At 57.4% G+C, this 22,767-nt stretch carries 17 protein-coding genes and 1 pseudogene; 11 read left to right on the forward strand and 7 right to left on the reverse strand.

From position 1 onward, the window contains the following. The first annotated feature begins 289 nt into the window (after nucleotides 1-289). From H8B15_RS16115 to H8B15_RS16130, 4 genes are all read left to right on the forward strand, one after another. On the forward strand, nucleotides 290-1,219 hold the full coding sequence (locus tag H8B15_RS16115; protein WP_185284462.1) for a replication initiation protein: 930 nt from the start codon (nucleotides 290-292) through the stop codon (nucleotides 1,217-1,219). A 223-nt stretch (nucleotides 1,220-1,442) separates the two neighbouring features. Next, nucleotides 1,443-2,444, forward strand: coding sequence for a 2Fe-2S iron-sulfur cluster-binding protein (locus H8B15_RS21305; RefSeq protein ID WP_343069173.1), 1,002 nt, complete (start codon nucleotides 1,443-1,445; stop codon nucleotides 2,442-2,444). 14 nt (nucleotides 2,445-2,458) lie between these two features. Further along, complete coding sequence (locus H8B15_RS16125) at nucleotides 2,459-3,511, forward strand: FAD binding domain-containing protein (RefSeq protein WP_187320683.1); 1,053 nt, start codon at nucleotides 2,459-2,461, stop codon at nucleotides 3,509-3,511. A 34-nt stretch (nucleotides 3,512-3,545) separates the two neighbouring features. Next, nucleotides 3,546-5,795, forward strand: a complete 2,250-nt coding sequence (locus H8B15_RS16130) for a xanthine dehydrogenase family protein molybdopterin-binding subunit (protein ID WP_187320684.1) — start codon at nucleotides 3,546-3,548, stop codon at nucleotides 5,793-5,795. A 77-nt stretch (nucleotides 5,796-5,872) separates the two neighbouring features. On the opposite strand, the gene H8B15_RS16135 is transcribed toward H8B15_RS16130, so the two are convergent. From H8B15_RS16135 to H8B15_RS16145, 3 genes are all read right to left on the reverse strand, one after another. Next, complete coding sequence (locus tag H8B15_RS16135; protein ID WP_187320685.1) at nucleotides 5,873-6,472, reverse strand: recombinase family protein; 600 nt, start codon at nucleotides 6,470-6,472, stop codon at nucleotides 5,873-5,875. 157 nt (nucleotides 6,473-6,629) lie between these two features. Next, on the reverse strand, nucleotides 6,630-8,174 hold the full coding sequence (locus H8B15_RS16140) for an IS1182 family transposase (RefSeq protein ID WP_187320686.1): 1,545 nt from the start codon (nucleotides 8,172-8,174) through the stop codon (nucleotides 6,630-6,632). A 92-nt stretch (nucleotides 8,175-8,266) separates the two neighbouring features. Further along, nucleotides 8,267-8,629, reverse strand: a complete 363-nt coding sequence (locus H8B15_RS16145; RefSeq protein ID WP_425489806.1) for an aldo/keto reductase — start codon at nucleotides 8,627-8,629, stop codon at nucleotides 8,267-8,269. Between H8B15_RS16145 and H8B15_RS21420 the strand changes: the two are divergent. The 3 genes and pseudogenes from H8B15_RS21420 to H8B15_RS16155 form a co-directional block, all read left to right on the forward strand. Next, nucleotides 8,544-8,729: pseudogene (locus H8B15_RS21420) on the forward strand (hypothetical protein); the annotation flags it as partial. The gene H8B15_RS16145 and the pseudogene H8B15_RS21420 sit on opposite strands and share 86 nt — an antisense overlap. Before the next feature lie 163 nt (nucleotides 8,730-8,892). Further along, nucleotides 8,893-9,177 carry a LytTR family transcriptional regulator DNA-binding domain-containing protein gene (locus H8B15_RS21095; RefSeq protein ID WP_187320688.1) on the forward strand — a complete coding sequence of 95 codons (285 nt, stop codon included), beginning with the start codon at nucleotides 8,893-8,895 and terminating at the stop codon, nucleotides 9,175-9,177. 468 nt (nucleotides 9,178-9,645) lie between these two features. Further along, nucleotides 9,646-11,904, forward strand: coding sequence for a T9SS type A sorting domain-containing protein (locus tag H8B15_RS16155; protein ID WP_187320689.1), 2,259 nt, complete (start codon nucleotides 9,646-9,648; stop codon nucleotides 11,902-11,904). Nucleotides 11,905-12,113: 209 nt separating this feature from the next. Here H8B15_RS16155 and H8B15_RS16160 read toward each other — a convergent pair whose 3' ends face one another. The 3 genes from H8B15_RS16160 to H8B15_RS16170 all read right to left on the reverse strand — a co-directional run bounded on the left by H8B15_RS16160 (nucleotide 12,114) and on the right by H8B15_RS16170 (nucleotide 14,453). Then, the gene (locus tag H8B15_RS16160; protein ID WP_187320690.1) at nucleotides 12,114-13,040 is read right to left on the reverse strand and encodes a YitT family protein; all 927 of its coding nucleotides are present in this window, start codon (nucleotides 13,038-13,040) and stop codon (nucleotides 12,114-12,116) included. Between the two features lie 69 nt (nucleotides 13,041-13,109). Further along, nucleotides 13,110-13,409 carry a hypothetical protein gene (locus H8B15_RS16165; protein ID WP_187320691.1) on the reverse strand — a complete coding sequence of 100 codons (300 nt, stop codon included), beginning with the start codon at nucleotides 13,407-13,409 and terminating at the stop codon, nucleotides 13,110-13,112. 783 nt (nucleotides 13,410-14,192) lie between these two features. Next, nucleotides 14,193-14,453: a hypothetical protein gene (locus tag H8B15_RS16170; protein ID WP_187320692.1), complete on the reverse strand. Its 261-nt coding sequence runs from the start codon at nucleotides 14,451-14,453 to the stop codon at nucleotides 14,193-14,195. A 712-nt stretch (nucleotides 14,454-15,165) separates the two neighbouring features. On the opposite strand from H8B15_RS16170, the gene H8B15_RS16175 reads away from it, so the two are divergent. Next, entirely contained in the window at nucleotides 15,166-16,500 is a 1,335-nt protein-coding gene (locus H8B15_RS16175) for an ATP-binding protein (RefSeq protein WP_187320693.1), read from the forward strand. 462 nt (nucleotides 16,501-16,962) lie between these two features. On the opposite strand, the gene H8B15_RS16180 is transcribed toward H8B15_RS16175, so the two are convergent. Next, on the reverse strand, nucleotides 16,963-17,838 hold the full coding sequence (locus H8B15_RS16180) for a helix-turn-helix domain-containing protein (protein WP_187320694.1): 876 nt from the start codon (nucleotides 17,836-17,838) through the stop codon (nucleotides 16,963-16,965). Nucleotides 17,839-18,101: 263 nt separating this feature from the next. Between H8B15_RS16180 and H8B15_RS16185 the strand changes: the two genes are divergently transcribed. The 3 genes from H8B15_RS16185 (at nucleotide 18,102) to H8B15_RS16195 (ending at nucleotide 22,664) form a co-directional block, all read left to right on the forward strand. Continuing rightward, complete coding sequence (locus tag H8B15_RS16185) at nucleotides 18,102-19,934, forward strand: sodium:solute symporter family protein (protein WP_187320695.1); 1,833 nt, start codon at nucleotides 18,102-18,104, stop codon at nucleotides 19,932-19,934. A 238-nt stretch (nucleotides 19,935-20,172) separates the two neighbouring features. After that, nucleotides 20,173-21,396 carry a glycoside hydrolase family 130 protein gene (locus tag H8B15_RS16190; RefSeq protein ID WP_187320696.1) on the forward strand — a complete coding sequence of 408 codons (1,224 nt, stop codon included), beginning with the start codon at nucleotides 20,173-20,175 and terminating at the stop codon, nucleotides 21,394-21,396. Then, nucleotides 21,393-22,664: an AGE family epimerase/isomerase gene (locus tag H8B15_RS16195; protein ID WP_187320697.1), complete on the forward strand. Its 1,272-nt coding sequence runs from the start codon at nucleotides 21,393-21,395 to the stop codon at nucleotides 22,662-22,664. The genes H8B15_RS16190 and H8B15_RS16195 overlap by 4 nt, the downstream gene beginning before the upstream one ends. Nucleotides 22,665-22,767 lie beyond the last annotated feature (103 nt).

The raw sequence follows: 22,767 nt of genomic DNA on the forward strand, positions 1-22,767 counted from the left end.
AGGTAAGATATGCACATCTATTAATTATATCATGTGATTGATTCTCATGAGTCATAAGTATCAAGTCAGTAAGGATGCCATCACGTCATTTCATTCCAAACTAATAGAATTTATAAGTCTTGACAAAAGCTGCGGATGGCTAACTAATAGGTTTCATAAGCCGAACTAATAGGTTTTATAAGTGAGAGGCGACTTATAAAACCTATTACTAATAGACCAATATTATGTATCTATTATTTCCCGGTTAAAAGTGTATGTTTGCTTACTCTATGCTCTAGAATTATTACCTATGGCTGCGTCTGAGACTCTATCGCCAATTGAAATTCGTCAGCACAATGCGCTAACGACCGCACGCTACGAAATGAGCGCCTGCGAGATGGATATTGTCTTTTCCCTGCTCTCCAAGCTCACGAAACACGACCAGGCCGGCACGATCTACGAGATTCGTGTGCAGGAACTAATGGAGCTCACCGGCCGCACCTGGAACTACAAGCAACTACTCGAATCCACCGAGAACCTCAATAGTAGGGTCTACCATATTGACACTGGCAAGACCCTGTTGCAAGTCAGCCTACTTGCTTCTGCCCTGTACCGCAAGGGGGAGGGCACCATTGAACTGGAGATTTCCGAGCGCATGCGCCCGTATTTGATTGATCTGAAAAGCAATTTCACTAGCTACCGCTTGCAGGCTGCTTTTAATCTTTCCAGCAAGTATGCGAAGCGCATCTACCAGCTTGCCTCCCAGTGGAAGGACATCGGCGAGACGAAAACATACTCTTTGGATGAGTTCAAGGCCATGCTCAAGCTCAAGGACCCGACCGGCAAGGAGCCCGAGCAGTATGCGCAGATTTCTGCCTTACAGAAATACGTGCTGGACATCGCCACCACCCAGATCAATGAACACACAGATCTGAGTATTAAGTATGAACTGCTGAAAAAAGGCCGTTCCTATCAGAGCATCAAGTTTTACGTGAGTCAGGTAAGACCTCAGCAGTTGCCCATTCCCTTTGAGTTGGCTGCCGAGGACGCAAAAGCTCAAGCCGCCCGCAAGCACCTGGAAAATCTGGGCATTGAGGAGCCAAGCCTCGTGCAGCAGATACTGCAATCCACTACGCACATTGAGGCCTTGTTTTCTTTTATCTTTAAGCTCAAGACCGACAAGATCAAAGCTACGAAGAACCCTGGCGGCTTGTTCCTTAAGATGCAAGGGCTTCGATAATTAGCTTGAAAATACGCTACGCTTTTTTCAAGGCCGACCTACTAGACGGCCAACGATTGGGTTTGGCTCAGCATGAAGGATGAAACTACACTCTACCGATAGGCCGTGTTGTAGCTGCGCTGCGCCTGCCTGTTTCAAGGACACAACGTAGCAGGCGCCAGTGCGTATCTGCTGAGATTACTCACGTAGAACGATTCCGATGGGGCGACCCCTACTCCAAGCTGTGCAAACCGGTGACCTCGCGCCGGACGGTGTGTTACCCAGCGGCTCACCGTTGTCCTCGTTGCGCGGTCAGCCCGTCATCCTGGCGTTTGCCCCCGACGAGTGGAACCCGATGCTGGCCCACCAGAGCACTATTTTTGCGCGCTTGTCGCAGGAATTCGGCGACGGAGCGGCCTTTGTCGACACGGCAACAGACGACTGGCAGTCGCTGGACTGCCGCAGCACGCTGGCGGCGCAGTTCGGCGTAGCCGGGCAGCGCGCCCTGTTTCTGCTGGATGAGCAGGGCGTGGTACGCTGGAAAACGGTGGTATCCCCCGGCCAAGACCTGCAGTCAGGCCAAGTACTGACCGCCCTGGAAGCGTTGTATACTTCACCCGTAACAGCCGATAACGAGAAGGCGGCAAGTGGGGGACTTTCGCGGCGCACCTTTGTGACGGCGACACTGGCGGCGGCCGCGTTGCTGCTGCTACCCGGTTGCGGGAGCAGTGCATCTGATTCGCACACCGTGGAAACGGCCGCCGCGGGAACGAGCAGTGACCAAGTTCCCGTGGTGCTCACCATCAACGGCCTGTCCCACCAGCTGCAGCTCGACCCACGCGTGGCCCTACTCGATGCGCTGCGCGAAAACCTGCACCTGACGGGCACCAAAAAAGGCTGCGACCATGGTCAGTGCGGGGCCTGCACCGTACATCTCAACGGGCAAAGCGCCCTCTCGTGCCTGACGCTGGCCGTCATGAGCCAGGGCAAGAACATCACCACCATTGAAGGATTAGCGCAAGGGGACAAGTTGCACCCGGTGCAAGAAGCATTTCTGCAACACGATGCCTTTCAATGTGGCTACTGCACGCCGGGGCAGATCATGGCGGCCGCGGCCCTGCTGCAGGACCCGCACACCCCCACGGGCTCGGCTGTGGAGCTTCGCGAAGCCATGAGCGGCAACCTGTGCCGTTGCGCGGCCTACCCTAATATCATCGCCGCCATCCAGGCCGTCCAGCGGGCGTAACGCCGACCTAGCCTATGCATCCTTTTCAGTATCAGCGCGCCGAAAGCACCGACCAGGCTGTGGCCGCCGTGGCCCAGAATCCGGGCGCGACCTTCATTGCCGGCGGTACCTCGCACGTCGATTTGCTGAAGGAAGGCGTGCACCGGCCCACGTTGTTGGTCGATGTATCAGCCCTGCCGCTTCAGCAGATTACCCCGTTGGCAGGCGGCCTGCGTATCGGCGCGGGCGTTTCCAACACCGCGGCGGCCTACCATCCCACTATCCAGCAGCAGTATACGGCCGTGAGCGAAGCGCTGCTGGCGGGTGCCTCGGTGCAGATTCGCAACGTGGCCTCCATGGCGGGCAACCCGTTGCAGCGTACCCGCTGCCCGTATTTCCGCGACCCGACCCAGGCCTGCAACAAGCGTGAACCCGGCAGCGGCTGCGCGGCTCTGAACGGCTACAACCACGTGCATGCCCTGTTCGGGGCTTCCACCGCCTGCATCGCTACCCATCCCAGCGACGTAGCGGTAGCCTTGGCCGCGCTCGATGCCCAGGTGCAAACCAGCGGCCCTACTGGCCCGCGCACCATCGTTTTTCCCGAGCTGCACCGCCTGCCGGGCACTACCCCCCACCTCGACACGGTGCTGGCGCACGGGGAGCTGATTACCAGCCTTGACCTGCCGGCTTTTGCCGGCCGCTCGCACTACCTGAAGGTGCGGGAGCGTGCCTCCTACGCCTACGCGTTGGTGTCGTGCGCCGTCGCGCTGGAAATGAACGGCCAGACTATTCGCCGGGTGCGCGTGGCGCTGGGCGGAGTGGCCCATAAGCCCTGGCGGTTGCACAAAATGGAAGCGATGCTCGCGGGACAGGTACCCACGGAAAAACTGTTTCGCACGGCCGCCGACGCGGCCTTTGCCGACGCCAAGCCGCTGGCGCATAACGCCTACAAGATTCCGATGGGCCGCAACCTGCTGGTGCGGGCCTTGCTGGAAACCAGCGGCCTGCGGCCCCTGGCCGGACCAGCCGGCACGGCCTTCGCGGCCAGTGTGGGCGGCATGGCCGGCCAGTTAGCCGGGCCTCGCTAGTTCCTCCTTCCATATTTATCACAACCCGATACTGATGCAAGCCACTGGACAACCTCTTCCCCGCGTAGACGGACGCCTGAAAGTCACCGGCGCGGCGCGCTACACCGCCGAGTGGGAAGTGCCGGGTTTGGTGTACGGCGCCGTGGTGGACAGTGCCCGGGCGCACGGCACAGTGCGCGCGTTGGACACCAGTGCGGCGCGTAAAGCGCCCGGCGTGCTAGCCGTTCTGACCCACGAGAATGCGCCCCGCCTGCATCCCATTCCCGAGCAGGTAAGGGGAACTCAGTTTCGGGGCGAAGGCGGTATCACGGAGACCCGCCAGCCGCTACAGAACGCCACGGTGGAGTACGCCGGTCAGCCGCTGGCCGTGGTGGTGGCTGATACCCACGAGCGGGCCCGGTATGCGGCCACGCTCGTGCGCGTCACCTACAATGAGCAGCCACCCGAGCTGGCGATGACTTCCGCCAGCCGTACCACCCGGCCCGAAACCTTTTTGGGTAACGACGAGGAGAAGTTGCAGGTGACGATTGGGGACCCCAATGCCGCGTTGGCGGCCGCGCCGGTGCAGCTGCGGCAGGTCTACGAATCGGCCATCACTCACCACAACCCCATTGAGCAACTGGCGACTATTGCCCGCTGGGAGAAGCGCAACGGCACCGATTTTCTTACCCTCTACGACACCACGCGTGGACTGGAAGTATTGCAGGAGGTGATGGCGACGTCACTGGGATTGCCCCAGGACAGCGTGCACGTCATCTGCCCCTTTATTGGGGGCGCGTTTGGGTCCAAGGGCTGGCTGTATGCGCCGCCGCTGCTCACGGCCATGGCGGCGCGGCTGGTGGGCCGGCCAGTGAAAATCGAGTGGCGCCGGCAGGACATGTTTGCTGTGGCCGGGCAACGCCCCAGCACCCGGCAAACCCTGTCGTTGGGAGCCACGCGCGACGGCAACATCACGGCCCTGCGCCACGACACGCTCACGCACTCGTCTCAGTCCAGCGGCTACACCGAGCCCTGCGCCCGGGTGTCGCGGATGCTGTACGCGGTGCCCAATATGGGCTTTACCCACCAACTCGCGCATTTGCACTTGCCCTCTCCCTGCCCCATGCGTGGGCCGGGTGAAACCGTAGGCGGCTGGGCGCTGGAGTGCGCCCTGGACGAGTTGGCCGCCAAGCTGCAGCTGGACCCCGTGGAGCTGCGCCTGCGCAACTACGCGGAGCAGAACCCCGAAACCGGCAAGCCCTGGTCGAGCAAGCACCTGCGCGAATGCTACGCGCGGGGCCGGCAACTGATCGGCTGGGATGCGCGCAACCCGCAGCCGCGCTCCATGCGCGACGGCAGCCAGCTGCTGGGCTACGGCATGGCCACGACCATGTACCCGGCCGGGAGGAAGGAGGCCCAGGCCCGCGCCACGATTTTCGCCGACGGGCGGGCGCTGGTGCAAAGCGCCACCCACGAGCTGGGCAACGGCGCCTACACCATCTTCCGGCAGATCAGCGCCGATGCCTTGGCGCTACCCGTCGAGCAGGTGCGCTTCGAATTAGGCGATTCCTCGCTGCCCTCGGCCCCCACGACGGGCGGCTCCACGACCACGGCGACGGTCGGCCCGGCCGCACAGGCGGCGGCCCGGGCGGTGCTGGAGGCACTCAAACGCATCGCTGTGCGCGATGCGCAGTCGCCGCTGTTTGGGGCGGCGGCCGAGGCCATTGAAGCCCGGCAGGGCCGTCTGGTTCTGCAAGCAAACCCTGCTACAGGCGAAACGTACGGCGAAATCCTGCGTCGGGCTAAGCTACCTTCTGTCGTTGCGACGGACGGGGCGAAGCCGGGCGACGAGCGGGATACGTACTCGTTCTACTCCTTTGGAGCCGTATTCGCCCAGGTGCGGGTCGACGAGGCCAGCGGTTCCATTCGGGTGGCCCGGCTGTGTGGGGTGTACGATGTAGGCCGGCTAATGAACCCGCAGACCGCGCGTTCACAAATCCTTGGGGGCATGTCCATGGGGGTAGGGGCGGCCCTGCTGGAAGCCACCCACTACGACTCCCGGAACGGGCGGGCCGTGGTGCGCAACCTAGCCGACTACCACGTACCCAGCATGGCCGACACACCCGACATTCAGGTAGAGTGGCTCCACATCCCTGACCCCCATATCAGCGAACTGGGCGCACGCGGCATCGGGGAAATTGGCTGCGTCGGCACCGCCGCGGCCATCACCAACGCGGTCTATCACGCCACGGGCCGGCGCTACCGCTCTATCCCCCTTACCCCCGATAAAGTACTGCAAACGTAACCCCAAGCATTACGGCTTCTTAGCTTCTGACGTAGCACCCCATCACCAGCAAACCAAGCGTTGGCTATATCCCTACGCTAAACGCTTGGTAGTGTGGCTACCCTCCCGCCCGTGGGCACGCCTAGGAGGAGAAGGTAGCGGTAAATCGTGGCACGGCCTACGCCCAGCAACTGACCGATTTCGGCTACCGTTTTGTCCTGCTGCAGATACAATGTTTTCGCCGCCTGCGCTTTCGACAGCGCTTCTTTTGAAAGCCCCTTGGGCCGGCCGCCCTGCCGACCGCGGGCCCGCGCAGCCGTTAAGCCCGCTTTAGTGCGTTCCCGAATGATATCGCGCTCGAATTCCGCTAGGGAAGCAAACAGATTAAACATAAGCCTGCCCTGGGCAGTGGTCGTATCCAGGTGGTCCTGCAGACTGATGAACTGCACCCCGCGCTCCTGAAAACCGGTCACCAAGGTCACCAGGTCTTTGAGCGAGCGCCCGAGTCGGTCGAGTTTCCACACCACGAGGGTATCCCCCACGCGAAGCCGCGTGAGTAAGTGTTGTAGCGCCGGCCGCTCTTTCACGGAAGATACTTTTTCCTGGGCTATCTCATCGCAGCCATAGGCTTGCAAGGCATCGGTCTGTAGGTGCAACTGCTGGTCAGCGGTGCTCACGCGGGCGTAGCCAAAAATCATCGGTGTGTTCTCAGAAAGTCAAAGGGCACGAAGATACTGAGCTGTTGATTGCTGAGAACAGGAAGCGAGACAAAACCAAGCAGACAGACCGCTACCGGATCGGCGGCGGCGGGCGTCTTGGAAAAACGTCCGTGGCTGTTGCAGAACTCAAGCGCTGCTAGGTACTTTCGCGACCACTAAGTCTGTTTGTCAGTTGGCGGCTCCTTTTGCCTCGCTGGAACAGGCAAATCGGACAAGGTATAGGAGGCCTGGGTAGGGCTACTGCCACGCCTAGGAGCTGCTTCGGCTGATACTTCAGGAGCTTTTTCAGATTGTAGGCCATCGCCGCCAGCAGCATCGTCTTGTGGGCACTGGCGCGACCACGCGTGTTGAGCCGGCGCAGACCGTACTGGTGTAACAGGCTGCCAAACACGGGTTCCACCGTGCTTTGTCGCCGCAGGCGCATCTGCTGGCCTAGCTGGCTCTGCTGTCGTTGCAGGGCCCGTCGATAGTGCGCGTCGTAGGCCGTGCGCGTAATCTGGCGGCATTTGCTCTTGGGGGCACACGCCCCTTTGCGCGGGCAGTGCTGGCAGGCTTGATAGGGTGCGCGGTAGATCTTCTGCAACCCGCCGTCGGCATTCGTATCGTACGTCTTGAAGGGTAGCGTCTCGCCCGCCGGACAGGTAAACTGATCCGTCTGCGGATCATAGGGAAAGCCCTCGATGATGGGTTTGTACTTGCCGAACACGGGGATCCACGGGGTAATACCTTGTTGCTCGAGCAGCGCATAATTCACGCCATTGGAGTAGCCGGCATCGGCCAGCACAGCCTGTAAGTACAACCCGTTGGCGCCTAAGCGCTGTTGCAGCCCCTGCACGATGCCGGGCAAGTGCACACTGTCGCGGCTGTCGGCGAAATCCGCTTGCACCTGACTGATCACGCCCCGGGCGGTGTCCACAGCCAACGAACACAGGTAATTCAGGGCCCGCGCTTTACCCGGCTTGACGGAGATACGGGCCTCGGGATCGGTGGGACTGTAATGCGTTTTATTGCTCACCAGCTGCGCCTGCGCGTGTTGCGCCCCTAACGGGCTACTGGTAGTAACGTGGCGACGGGCACGGCGCGCAGCCTCCCGCCGCAAGCGATGGGCTGGGGCTGATAACACCGCGCTGGGGTGCGGCGGCTTTGGGGTGGCCCCCAGGGATGCCCTCTCTACCGGCTCGGACGCCACAGGGACCGGCGGTTGCTTTTCTTGGAGGCGGTCCAGTGACGCGTTGGCCTTCACGGGGGCCGAATCGACGGCCTGTGTGTCTCCGCTCACCAAGCCGCGGGCCACGCACTGGGCAAACACGTGGTCGAACAGGTGCTCAAAGACAGTGGCTGGGATGAGCTGGCGGGTGCGGCTCACCGTCGAGTGCCACGGTAAGTTCTCATCGACCTCGTAGCCCAGAAAGAAGAGGATGTCGAGCCGTAGGGCACAGTGCTCGATCAGGCGGCGGTCGCTAACCAGGTTTTCCAGCCGGCCCACGAGCACGAGCTTGAAGAAAACCACCGGGTCGAGCGAGGGCTGCCCGGTGTGACTATAGAGGTCTTGGGTCTGCTCGTAGAGAAACGACCAGTCCACCACCTCGGCCAGCCGGCGGTAGAGATTATACGACGGAACGCGCTCGGAGAGCCGAAAGCGAGCCACCTCTTTGTCGAGAAACTGCTTCTTGCCTTGCATCCACTCTCTACGGACTAGGCAAGGGAAAAGGATAGGCCTTCTGCAACAGCCACGTCCGTTTAACGGGACGTATAAGACACGCCTACCAGGCACTACAGCATCTCCAGCGGCCTGCGTTTACCGGGGAGGGGAAAGGCAGCATCCAACGCGGCCCAGTCGCTGACCGACAAGGGCAGCTCGGCGGCCGCCCGGTTTTCCTGCACATGGGCGACGCTGCCTGCATTGGGGATGGCCAGCACCTGCTCCTGACGCAGGACCCAGGCCAGGGCCACCTGCGCCGGCGTCGCGCCTAAGCCCGCCGCGATTTCTTGAAGCCGAGCGTTTTGGAGCAGCCGTCCTTGTTCGATCGGGCTGTAGGCCATCATTGGCATGCCCCGGCTCGCGAGCCACGGCAACAGGTCGTACTCCGGGCTGCGCCGCCAATCGGTGGACCTGCTATTGTTGGGTGTGCAGATGCCCGCAATAATAGGCCTGACGTTGCTGCGCCTGCTGCCCCGCAAACCCATAGTCACCCTGACTACGGCCTACTCCGAGTACACGCTGGAGAGCTACGACCTGGATATGGTGGATTACCTACTCAAGCCTATCACATTCGACCGGTTTTTGCGGGCCATCCACAAAGCCTACGCCCGGCAAGAGCGCGCCCCGGTAGCGGGCCTAACCGCCCCGCCGGCGACGACACTGAAGTCCGACGAGCCGGCCTATCTGTTCGTCAACGATGGCGCAACAGCTGCGCAAAGTGTGGTGGGCCGATGTGCTGTACGTGGAGGGCCTGCGCGACTACGTGACGTTGTACACCCGGCAGCGCAAAATCGTGACGTTGCAGCTGCTCAAAACCTTGCAGCAGCAGCTCCCCGCCAACATCCACCATTCCTGCATCGTGGCCCTGGACGCCATTGATATAACCCACAAAGACAACGTGCAAATCGGCGAGCGGCAGCTGTCCATCAGTGCACCCTACAGCAAAAGCTTCCAGGAAGCCGTCGAGCGGTACCGGATATGAGTGCCCAGCCGGACAGCAGAAAAGGGGCAAAACTACGGCTACTGGTACACGGTGGTAACGCGTAAGGAGGGAGTTTTAGGAGAAACAGGACACATTATGTCATAGGTATCCGACCACCTCAACTCTCTGTTCGTTAGTGGCGCAACAAATGACGGAGTATATAGCTTCGACCACCATCATATTGTTCAAAATTATTGCGTTTTAAGCGTCAAACTCGGGACTATATTCTCCTACGTTGCTTGGCAGTGCAGCACGCATTTATCCTGTAAATAATTGACTTATTGATAGTTAACAGATGAATATTGGCGATTTGAACGCGTTCTAAAAAGAAATGCTAAAACTGTTTAGCAAGCTGTTACGCGGCATTAGCCTAGTAAACTTAACACCCTATTTTCTATATTCGGCTATACTGCGGTGTAGCTGACAACCCACTAAAATACAATCCATTATCAACCTAACCTTACGCTTATGCTTCCTTCATTCAGAATCCAGAGTATGGTGCTTTTGTGCCTACTCCAGTTGCTTATCGTTCCTACAAAGGCCCAAGTAAAATGGCCGGCTGGTCAGCTGCTTCCATCCTTTCCGGCACCCGCCCAAACGCAGGATCTTATCTATTTACGCGAAGTTACTTCCCGTTGGGAAGCCGAAGGCTCGTCGCTTGGACATGGTACGGGACGCCTGGAAAGCGATGGGTGGCTGTGCCAGACGGGCATTGACGAGCCTAACCGGCACATGGTCTACGGCCCCTATGTCACCACTGTGCCGGCTGGGGCCCAGGTAGCCGAGTTCCGCTTGAAGGTCGATAACAATACCGCTAACAACGATTCGATTGTGGATCTGGACGTGCGCAATGCCACCACGGGCCAGACGCTGGCCGTGCGGACGCTCACCCGACGGCAATTTCCAGTCGCCTCCGACTACACCACCTTTACGTTGCCATTTACGCTACCAGCGGCCAACCAATCATTGGAATTGCGCGTGTTTTGGCGCGGCACTTCCTACACGAAAGTGGACTGGGTTGGCCTGCAGCAAAATCAATCGGCTGCCGAACTGTATTTGTTTGCGTCGCTGAAAGGCATCGTGAATAAGAAACAGCCACGCATCTTCTCTTACGAAGGCGACGCCTTCGCGGAAGGCCCCTATACCTGGCTGGAGTCGTTGGGATTGAACTGGTCGGAGCCCGCGGATAAGTGGGACCTGATTACGAAGTACCGGGGCGAGGTAGCGGGCCTGATCGTCTATGATCCTGCTCAAATTCACACCGTGAATCTGGCAACACTGTTGGCCGACGATAAAAAAGCCCTGATTGCCTCGCCAGACTTGGTTTCTCGGCTTACGGCCGCGCCCTACAATTTGCCGGTCCTGCTTGATTTGCGCGGCCAGTTTAGCAGCAAACTGCAAGTGTATCAGACCATTTATGAGACGTATTGGCCGAAGCTTGATCATCGGCTGCTGATTGGGTTGAATCCAGAAGCCCACAAAGCCTCTCTGCGGGAATACGCCACGGCGCTTGGAGCCGCCGTAATCTGGCTGGATCCGAAAGTGGCCGGGGAGAGTGAACTTCTGAATAGCTTCCTAGCCTCTATGCCGGCTGGCTCGAACATGATGGGGTGGTGGCCGGAGGAGCAACCCGGCGTGGAGCGCGCTTCCAGCTACGGCATTGCCACCATCGCCAGCGACTACGCCACCAACCTGACCATGCATAGCGGAATGCCCCGAAAAGTAACTCTGAAGCCTATTCCGCCGAAACCCGCCCTGCAAAACAAGATCTACGTGGCCTTTATCCTGAGTGATGGCGACAACCTGCAATACGTTGAGCACCTGATGCGAAAGCTCTGGAATAACCCCGACCGAGGAGCAGTGCCGATGGGCTGGACGCTCTCCCCGGCCATGCTGGATGCCATGCCGGGCGCCCTGAACTACTACTGGCAAACCGCTACGGCCAACGACAACCTGATTTCGGGCCCTTCGGGCTACGGGTATGCCTACCCCAACAACTTTCCCAATCAGCAGGCTTTAAACCAGTTCGTGGCGAAAACCGAAGACTACAACCGGCGGGCGGGCTTCCGAGTGGTCACGGTGTGGAACACCATCAGTGGCGGCATCAACGAGAATGTGGGCCAGAGCTTCGCCGAGCAAGCACCCTCTTTGCTGGGGTTGACGGCCCAAAACACGGGCGGCGGCCTGACCATCTACCAGCAGCGGTTGCCTGGTATGGCCCTTGCCTGCAACTACTGCACAAACGAGCAAGCCATGCAAGACCACATTGCCACGGCTTCGGCCGGGTGGGATGGCAACTCGCCACGCTTCGTCATCATCCAGGCGCAGCCCTGGACCGATGTGAAACCCACCAATTTCAAAAACGTGGCCGCCTCCCTCACCACCGATTATGTGGTGGTGCGGCCAGACCATCTTTTCCAGCTGATTCGGGAGGCAAACGGCCTTGCCATTGATCCAGGCAGTGGGCCCTTAGGGACGCAGCCGGAGGCAGTGGGGAGAAAAGGAGAAATAACGCTCTATCCAAATCCGGCCACGAATGAACTGACGATTACCGGACTAGTGAAAGCGGCTGCCGTGACCATCTACGATCTGACGGGCAAAGTGCTGGTCAGCACAACGCGCGTCGCACCCACCCAGCCGGTGCTGAGTGTAAAAAACCTGAAGCCCGGCGTCTATTTGCTTCGCGTGGCCGGGAAAGGCAGCGTGTATAAATTTATAAAAGAGTAATAAGACCTTCGCATCTACTGCGCGCCGGTTTCTTCGGGATGACGTGGTACCCCGTGCCGCAGTAAAACAGCACGGGGTACCACCGAAAGCTTGGCCACTTTCTACCTAGGACTGTGTAGCGCAGCAGCCAAACATTCAGACGGAAAACCGCCAGTCACCCTATTTTGGGTATCTGCCGCATCAAAAACGTTACCAATGGCTTCGGAATATTAGTGGAGGGGACGTCTTTTCAACATACCGCCAACGGCATCATCGACACTATGCTGCACGATAAACGCGTGGGGGTCTAGTCGTTTCACTTCCTCCCGCAGGCCCGGTAATTCCAGCCGCGTCACGACCGTGAAAATGATGTTGCGTTCCTCGCGCTGCTGCCCCCGCTTTCCGTAGCCACTCTGCCCCTTGTAAATGGTAACCCCTCGCCCTAGGTGGGCGGTAATCGTCTCCCGAATGGCTTCATTATTCTCCGAGATGATTGTAACGCCCGTGTATTGCTCAATCCCAGTCAGGATAAAGTCCAGGGTTTTGGAGGCGGCAACGTAGGTTAAAATGGAGTACAGGGCTTCTGTTAACCCCAGTATGAAGGCTGCTACTCCGAAGATAAATACGTTCACCACCAAAATAATATCACTTACTTTCAGTAGCGGGGTACTGCGGTTAATAAGTAGCGCCAAAATCTCTGTGCCATCCAAGACGGCCCCACCTCGCATGGCTAAACCAATACCGGCCCCAATAAAAACGCCCCCGAATACGGATGTAAGCAACAAATCGGGGGTGAGGTCGGGGTAGGGGATGACGACGAGGCAGAGCGCTAGGCCAGCAATAGCGGCGGCGCTTTTCAGGGCGAAGCGCAGCCCCATTTGCCGGTAGCCCAGCAGCAAAAAGGGCAAATTAATGAGCAATAGTCCCCAGGAAAGTGGCAGGCCGAGCCCCGCCGATAAAAGCATGGAGATACCCGTAGCGCCTCCATCAATGAAGTGACTTGAGAGCAGAAAACCCTTGAGTCCCATCCCCGCGGAGAGTATGCCCAGTAGGATGAATCCCAGGCTTTTCAAGCGGGTGAAAATACTTGTAGGAGATGGCGCAGGCGCAGGAGTGGAGACGCCCGTTAAGGGAGGAGTGGTGGAATGTTGAGACATGAGCAAAAGAATGACTTGTGGGGGTAAAGACGAGTGGGATGACCATTCCTGCGTAAGCGAAATCGGTCATTACCAGTCTGCTGTGTGCAGGTTAAGTGTGTCCTGTTGGTTACTGCTGGAGAAGAAGGGTTCTACCGCTGCACCGTGGCTTGGGCTAGCCAGTTGTGCCGACTCCCTGCGCAGATCATTTACTTCGACTAGTAAGCCGAATATTAAGAAGGCGCCCATCGCGAGGGCACTGTAGAGCAAGGTAGAAGTCCAGCGAGTGGCCAGTTGCGGGGCCCAGAACATGCTGGTCCGCGGGCTGATGAGCCCAGTGAGTAAGAGAGTAAGGCTCAGCAAGACGATCAGGCCGAACAACGTTTCCATATAAAACAGAATGAGGGTGAAATCCGGTCCTGCCGCGGCATGGATTGCCTGTGCGCCAAAGCAGCGCGTCACGAATGCATCAACTTCGTGTCGAAGCCCATTTATCGCGCAAGGACAGCACGACCAAGCCGTCGAGGCAGGTACTGGAGCGAATTGGTTAAAGGGTAAGCAGCAGTTCCGCGGTAATAGGGGAGAGTAGCCGCTAAGAGCAGGGTACTGTTAGAATCTACCGCAGCCGCAAGCCAGCAGCTGCACTGCTGACATAAGAAGGCAGACAATTACCGAGAGAGGGTATCGGCAATTGCTGTGAAGGGGTACAGGAGCCAGTACGGCACTGCGTAGAGTGTCTAATCTACAGTACTATCACGCCCCCTTGTAAAGCCGCGAGTTGCTTCGTCGCAACTGGGTTTGTGGTGGTGTTACGCGCACTAAGTATTCGTGCTACGTCGTGCTAGTGGGGGGACATGGGTTTGCGCAAGCAAAAGACTCACCTGTACGCCGATAGAACAGGCCAGCTTCGTACGCTGCCATTCGCGACAATGCGGCAGAGTAGAGATGAAACGACAGGATAGCATTTCGGCTACGAGCAGCCATTCGTGCTATGCACACAGCTAGAGCCACCGCGTAAAAAGTACGGCACCATGGGTAGCCGGGAGTGGGACGTTGCCGAATATGATTGAAGCAGCAGCTTATATGCAGTGCAGAAATAAGGCGAACGAGGGCTGCGAGCCTACAGACAGCCTCTACTCGTTACGCAGCTGTCGTGTCCGGTGCTAGGCATATTTAAGGAGCATTAGGCTGCAAGATGGCGCGTAGTAACCGGTGGCACGTACGGGTTGGTACCGCCAGCAGGGCATGGTCCAACACGGGTAAGGCCGGATACAAACAAAAACGCTGTAGCTCGTTCGGGCCTGCAAGCGTAGCCCACAGGTGGTCACTCAGGAGTACTATCACGCGCGGGGCCAGTACCATGGAGTCCTTGCACACGCGTTCTTGCTCATCCAGTGCAAGCGTCTTACCTTTCTGCTGATAAGGACGAATCACGCCATGATGGGCAGGATGATCCTGGTGTACGACAGCGGGTTGACTGCTTGTAGAAACAACAGGCCCAATCAACCCTAACCATCCCAGTAGTAGTCCTACAGGAAGCAGAAGATAAATGGTAAGGGCGAGTCGTTTCAAAAGGGCTGGAATGGATACGAGGCGTACGCAATAATCCGGGGTAGCTGATACCCGTGTTAGCGGTTAGCGGAATGCAACTACTTCAAAAAGAACTGTAGTAGAAACAAAAAGTTCTCTATCGGTTGATCCTGCAATTTTGTTGTCCGTTTCGAAGAGTATTGGCCTACTTAATAGCAGCGAGGGCGTAAAATTACGGTAAGCGACTCCGAGAAAGGCTCAGAAATTCACAACTTATTGATTTATTGCACAATGTAGGCTTTCGTAACACAGAAAGGCTCCAAAGAAGGCTCAGGAAGACAGTCCAAAAACAAAACGGCTGTCAGGTTATTGAACCTAACTTATTGAGCTAAACCAAACGTCTTTTCAAGATACCTCCGTTTTATGGGAGGGACGAGACAGTAAAAAAATTGGACTACAGCCCAACCAGGGATTCGGATTCGTACGCTTGTGCTATCCTGAATAGGAATATAAGGTTACGATAGCAGCCACGTAACGGAACTAGCCGTTTGTTAGTAGCTCGCCTGTTTAACGCCTACATTTGACGGCATCATTTTCTGCTGTTACTCCCGTCCGCATGCTGCCCGCTACCCACGAAAGTCAAAATACCGAATGGAAAGAATCGTGGCGCGACGAGTATATCAAGTGGCTTTGCGGCTTTGCCAATGCACAAGGCGGCACGCTTCTGATCGGGGTGAATGACGAGGGTCAGGTGGTGGGTATCACGAACAGCCGCCAGCTGCTGGAAGAAATACCGAATAAGGTTCGTGACCTGCTCGGCATCCTCGTGGATGTGCACAGCCGTCAGGAAGGGGAGCGAAGCTATCTGGAAATTGTTGTGGAAGCATACCCCTATCCGATCAGCTACAAAGGCCAGTACCACTACCGTAGCGGCAGCACCAAGCAGGAGCTCAAGGGGGCAGCCCTCGACAAGTTTCTGCTGCGTAAGCAAGGCAAACATTGGGATGGGGTACCGGTACCCGGGGTCACCCTTGCTGATCTGGCCCCCGAGGCCTTGACGTTGTTCCGTCAGCGCGCTGCCCGCAGCGGGCGGGTGGATGCACAAGTACTAGAGGATAGCACCGAGGCGCTGCTGGACAACCTACACTTACTGGAAGGCGAGTACCTGAAGCGGGCCGCTGTGCTCTTGTTCCACCCCCGGCCGGAGAAATACGTTACTGGTGCTTACGTAAAGATCGGCTACTTCACGACGGAGGAGGACTTACGCTACCAGGACGAAGTGCATGGCCCCTTACTGCAGCAGATCGAACAAACCCTGGAGCTGCTGCGCACTAAATATGGTAAAGCGCACATTCGCTACGAGGGTGCCAACCGTATCGAAGAGTATACGTTTCCGGAAGCGGCGCTACGCGAAGCCCTGCTCAATGCCTTGGCCCACAAAGATTATAGTGGGAGCACGCCCGTGCAGATCAGCGTGCACGAGGACCGCATCGTGTTCTGGAACGAGGGGCACTTGCCCGATAGCTGGACGGTGGAAAACCTGCGGCACCAGCACCCCTCCAAGCCCTTCAACCCGGATGTCGCCAACACGCTGTTTCGAGCAGGTTATATTGAATCCTGGGGGCGCGGCACGCTGAAGATGATTCATGAGTGTCGGGTGCGGCAACTGCCCGCACCCCGCTACTATTTCGAAACATCGGGCATGGTGGTGGAATTTGTCCGCTACACGGAAGCCTATCTGCGCACGAAGGGGCTGCGCCCAGAGTTGATTCCGCTGGTGCTCTATGTGCAGGAGCACGGGGTGCTGACAAACTCGCTGGTACAACAACTCACCGGTCTGAGCAAGCCAACCGCCACACGCTACTTAACGGAGTTAGAGAAAGCGGGCTATCTGCAGAAGATAGGTACCCGAGGCGCTGGCACGGAGTACCACCTAGTGGGCTCAGTATAGGCTCATAGGCTCCTACTCAAGAGTGCAACTAGTGATTATAGATAGGCGTTACGTGACTAAAAAAGCACTTTTTGGCTATGTATTACTGATTCATGATTGGCTCATAAGAATTCTAGCTTACCCTAATGGCATAGCTTCAGCTTCTTATTCACTATAAAGAGAGCATACCGCAATGTAGCGGAACCGCTTCCGTCTACCATAGCCAGCGCATCCTAGTCTGGTTATAATTTCCAGACGGGTTGGCGCTGAGTATGAGACCTAGCAGGACTGTATTCGAGCTACTCTCAGACGATTCTGCTAGCAGGATAAAGTTAACAAATGCCAATGCGTCGCACTAGCTTTTCTGCCTCCGCTAGGTACATATCCATCTGTATACCACAGCCTGGCGGCGTCCGGCTTAGCTAGCCACTTCATTAATTTACCATCGTTTATTTTGTTGTTAAACAATTGGCAAATAGTATTTTAAATAAAAATTCGCGTACCCGAAAAGTTCTGACGAAACTCCTTAGGCGTGCAGCTCTTACGTTTTTTGAAGATTCGGTTGAAGTTGGAAATGTTGTTGAAACCGCACTTGTACGCCACTTCGGCCACGCTATGCGTGGTGTCAATAAGCATGCGGGAGGCATGCCCCAGCCGGATTTCGTTGAGGCTGTCGATGAAGGTAGTGCCGGTGCGCTTTTTCATGAAGCGACTAAAGGATACTTCCGGCATGTTGGCAATTTTGGCTACCTCTGCCAGCGTAATCTGGCGGTTGTAGTGGGCATTCATGTACTCGAACACCTTCTCAATACGCCGGCTGTTATAGTGGAACTGTTCGTTGGTGAACGAAGCATCGGAGAGGATGCGCATGTTGCGCGAGGCCGATAAATCGTGCAGAATAGACAATAGCTCCAGTACCGAGTCGAAGCCTGTTTTGTGTTCCAGGGAAAGAATGCGCCCGCGCAGGCGCTCGGCCGTTTCGCGCGAGAACAGCACGCCGCGCTGCGCATTCTCGAACATTTTCTGAATGAAGTGGAGCTGATTTCGGCGCAGGAATTTGTCGTCCAGCAAATCTTTGTGAAACTGGATGGTCACTTCCTTGATTTCCTCGCTCTGACACTGGTGCGTAAACCAGGCGTGGTTGAGGTTGGGGCCTACTAAAACCAACTCCAAGTCGTCGATATCCTCAATATGGTCGCCCACGATGCGCCGGGCGCCGGGCGCATTCAGAATCAGATTGAGTTCATACTCCTCGTGGTAGTGCAACGGGAAATTAAACTCCTTTTTCACCCGCGTGAACAGCGTGAAGCAGTCATTTTGCGTCAGCGGTGTAATTTCCCGCATTAGGTTGTGCGTCATGGCAGTAGGAATAAGGAGCGAAATTTATCAGATTCTGATAAAATAGTATTTCACTTCTGCCCTGAGCGTTATTATGGTAAGTACGCTAAAAACTACCTCAATGCGCATTTGCGCATGATTCGTGATTCGCTGTTGTCAATAGAGTGTCAGATAAGGGTAAAATAGTATTATAAATAGCATAAAGTAGGAGCATACATTTGAGCATTCCGCATCTGCTGCCGCTACGGTTGATGGATGTCAGGTTTTGCTCTTTCCCTACCCACATGCGTCTGCACCTACTCGACCTGCTCATTATTGCCGCCTACCTACTGTCCACGGTATTTATTGGCCTGTGGTACCGTAAGAAAGCCCGCGAAAACAAAGACAGCTACCTGCTTGGCGGCAAAAGCTTACCCTGGTACAAATTGGGTCTGAGCGATGCCTCTGATATGTTCGACATCAGCGGTACCATGTGGATGGTCAGCCTGTGCTTCGTGTATGGCATGAAAAGCATCTGGATTCCGTGGCTCTGGCCGGTATTCAACCAGGTATTCCTGATGATGTACCTCTCGCGCTGGCTGCGCCGTTCCAACGCCAGCACCGGCGCCGAGTGGCTGGCTACCCGCTTCGGTACCCGCGGGCCGGGGGTAGGGGCCTCGCACCAGGTAGTCATTGCCTTCGCCCTGCTGAGCTGCCTGGGCTTTCTGGCCTACGGCTTCGTGGGATTGGGCAAGTTCATCGAAATATTCGTGCCCTGGGAGCTGGTGCAGGACTATGTGCCGTTTGCCGTGGCCCCGCAATACGTACCGCACGTGTACGGTATTGTGTTCACGCTGTTTGCCATGTTCTATTCCATTATTGGGGGCATGCACAGCATTGTGCTCGGCGACATCATCAAGTACGCCATCATGACGGTGGCGTGCTTGGCCATTGCCGTCATTGCCTACCTGGAGCTGCAAGGCAAGACCCTGAATGTGCCGGCCGGTTGGTACGACCCCTTCTTCGGGGCGCGACTCAACCTGGATTGGTCCAACATCATCAGCCAGGTGAATCAGAAAATCGACGAGGACGGCTACTCTTTGTTCGGGGTGTTTTTTATGATGATGGCCTTCAAGGGGGTGTTTGCGTCGTTGGCTGGCCCGGCGCCGAACTACGACATGCAGAAAATTCTCTCTACCCGCTCGCCCGAGGAAGCCAGCAAAATGAGTGGCTTTGTGTCAATTATTCTGCTACCCATTCGCTATTCGCTCATCGTGGGGCTCACCATTCTGGGCTTGCTCTACTACAACCAGATGAACCTGGTAGGCCCTACCGGCGTGCTGGATTTCGAGCGTATTCTACCCGAAACCATCAACAAATTTCTGCCGGTGGGGCTCATGGGACTGGTGCTCACGGGGCTGCTCGGTGCGTTTATGGGTACGTTTAGCGGCACCGTAAATGCGGCTCAGGCCTACATCGTTAATGATATCTACCTGAAGTACATCCGCCCGGATGCCACCACCAAGGAGGTTATTTCGCTGAACTACGTGGTGGGCGTAGTCGTGGTGGCCGTGGGGGTGCTGCTGGGCTTCATTGCCAAAGATGTGAACAGCGTGTTGCAGTGGATTGTGTCGGCGCTGTACGGGGGCTACATTGCGGCCAACGTGCTGAAATGGCACTGGTGGCGCTTCAACGCCACGGGCTTTTTCTGGGGCATGCTCACGGGTATCGTGTCGGCCCTCATCTTCACGCGCTTTTTCGAGGGGGTCGAGTTTCTCTACTACTTCCCGGTGCTGTTTGCGTTGTCGCTCACGGGCTCCATTGTGGGTACCTACCTGGCGCCTCCCACCGACGAAACGGTGCTGAAAACCTTTTACCGCAACGTGCGCCCCTGGGGCTTTTGGGGCCCCATCAACGACCTGGTGGTGGCCGAGGACCCCGCGTTTCAACCCAACCGCAACTTCCGTCTGAACATGTTCAACGTGGTGTTGGGCATCATCGCGCAGCTCTGCCTCACCATTTTGCCCATGTACCTGCTGCTTTCCCAGCACGTGCCCCTGTTGATTACGGTTGCCATTTTAGCCGTGGTGGTGCTGATTCTGAAAAAGACCTGGTGGAACCGCTTGGCCGAATATTAGGCCAGGCGCATCGGCTGTCATTTCAGTACCAGAGAAGGCTAAAAAAGCATTACCCTGCCCGTGGTAGCCAGCGCTACATTTGAGTTAAACGCCTGTAGGGTAGGGGTAGTGCCGTTTGATTTTGAGCTGTTGGTTCCCCGCGTAGGCTCGGTGCCAACCCTATGGAAAAGAGCGTGCTATTGCCCCCACCCATCCTATTTCCACCCGTTATTTTCTCGCTTAACTTTTGTTTTCTGCCATGGAAAACCGCTTCCATCAACGCCGCCACGACCTGGAAAACCTCCACCGCACGCTGCTGACCCGCCCCAACGAAAAGCAAGGCCTTGGCAATGGCATTATTGACCGTTACCGCTATCCGGTGCTCACGGGGCAGCACGCCCCGCTTTGCTGGCGCTACGATTTCAACCCCGCTACCAACCCCTACCTCCTGGAGCGTATAGGGGTGAATGCGGCCTTCAACGTGGGCGCCATCAAGCTCGATGGGAAATACTTGCTGGTAGCTAGGGTGGAAGGGCTGGACCGCAAATCGTTTTTTGCGGTGGCCGAAAGCCCCAATGGCATCGATAATTTCACCTTCTGGGAGCGGCCCATTACCATGCCCGATACCGACGAACCCGCTACCAACGTGTACGACATGCGCGTGGTGCAGCACGAGGATGGGTGGATCTACGGCCTGTTTTGTGCCGAGCGCAAGGACCCCGCGGCCCGGCCCGGCGACGAGTCGGCGGCGGTAGCGCAGTGCGGCATTGCCCGCACCCGCGACCTAGTGACCTGGGAGCGACTACCCGACCTGCAAACGCCCTCCCCCCAACAGCGCAACGTGGTGCTGCACCCCGAGTTTGTGCAGGGCAAATATGCGCTCTACACCCGTCCGCAGGACAGCTTTATTGAGGCGGGTGCGGGGGGCGGCATCGGCTTCGGCCTCGCTGATTCGATGGAAAACGCCGTGGTGCCGCACGAAGGCATCGTGGACCGCAAGCGGTATCATACGGTGTACGAGGCGAAAAACGGCCAGGGTCCGGCCCCGCTCAAAACCGACAAAGGCTGGCTGCACCTGGCCCACGGCGTACGCAACACGGCCGCTGGTCTGCGCTATGTGCTCTACCTGTTCATGACCGATTTAGCCCAACCCGACCAGGTAACGCACAAACCCGGCGGCTACTTCCTGGCGCCCGAGGGCGAGGAGCGGGTAGGGGACGTATCGAATGTGGTATTCGGTAACGGCTGGATCTTGGACGACGACGGCACCGTATTTATCTACTACGCTTCCTCCGACACGCGCACCCACGTGGCTACCTCTACCCTAGACAAGCTGGTAGATTACGTGCTGCATACGCCCCCCGATGAGTTTACCTCGGCAGCCTCCGTTCGACAGATCAACGAGCTGATTGACAGAAATGTAAAATACCTGGAGCAGACGCAGCTAACGAGCGTGCCGTCTTATAACGGGGTAGGAGCATGAGCCAGCCCCTACCCTCTACCTCCCCAGAGCTGCTGCTTGCCTACCAGCGGGAAATGGAGGCCGAGCTAGCCCGCATCGCGCAGTTCTGGCTGGAAAAAACCGTGGACCACCAGCACGGTGGCTTTATTGGGCAGATGAGCAGCGCCGGCGAGGTAGACCCCGCGGCCGGCAAAGGGGGCATTCTGAACGCCCGCATCCTGTGGACGTTTTCGGCCGCCTACCGCTACACCTCCCGTCCCGACTACCGGGAGGCGGCCACCCGCGCCTTCCGCTACCTGCTCGATTATTTCATGGATGCCGAATATGGCGGTATCTACTGGCTGCTCGACACTCAGGGCCAGCCCCTGAATACCCGCAAGCAGATCTACGCGTTGGCTTTTGCCCTATATGGGTTAAGTGAATACTACCTGGCCACGCAAAACCAACAGGCCCTAGAAGTTAGCCAGGCGTTGTTTCAGTGGATTGAGCAGCACAGCTACGATGCCGAGTACGGTGGCTACTTCGAAGCCTTTAGCCGCACGGGGGAGCTACTGGAGGATTTGCGCCTGAGCGAGAAGGACCACAACGCGCCTAAAACCATGAATACGCACCTGCATATTCTGGAGGCCTACGCCAATCTGTACCGCAGCTGGCCTGATGCCCACCTGGCCGAGCGCCTGCACGGACTGCTCGCTACCTTCCTTACCCATATCATGGATGCCGAAACGGGCCACTTGCGCCTGTTTTTCGCCCGCGACTGGACGCCTACCGTCGACCTGATTTCTTACGGTCACGATATTGAAGCGGCCTGGCTGCTGCTGGAAGCCGCCGAAGTGCTCGGCGACGAGCAGTTGCTACAGCAAGTGAAAACGGCGTGCCTAGCGCTAACCAATGCCACAGCCGCTGCTCTACTCCCTGACGGCAGCCTCCCGCACGAGCGAAACTGCGAAACCGGCCACCTCGACACCCACCGCGAATGGTGGGTGAGTGCGGAGGCCATGGTAGGGTTCCTGAACGCCTACCAGCTTACCCACGAAGCTACGCTGCTGGAGCACTCCTACAAAGCCTGGCAGTTTGCCCGCCAGCACCTGCTGGACTTCGACCTGGGTGAGTGGCGCTGGGGGGTGTGGGACGACTACCGCCCCATGGCCGACCACGACAAGGCAGGCTTCTGGAAATGCCCTTACCACAACGCCCGCGCCTGCCTGGAAGTGAGCCGCCGGTGCAAAAATGAATCAATGCGCTACGCCCAAGCCGGCGCCTCGGGGGCCGCTGCTGCCGCGTTCTAAAAGCGAGTGGAAATACGGTAGCTACCAGCGCACAACGCTTGTTGAGCGGTGGCTTTTGTTGGCACAACGAGTAGGCCTGCAACTTGTGAATAGCGCTTTAATG

This window comes from Hymenobacter citatus, assembly GCF_014333615.1.
GTDB lineage: Bacteria > Bacteroidota > Bacteroidia > Cytophagales > Hymenobacteraceae > Hymenobacter > Hymenobacter citatus.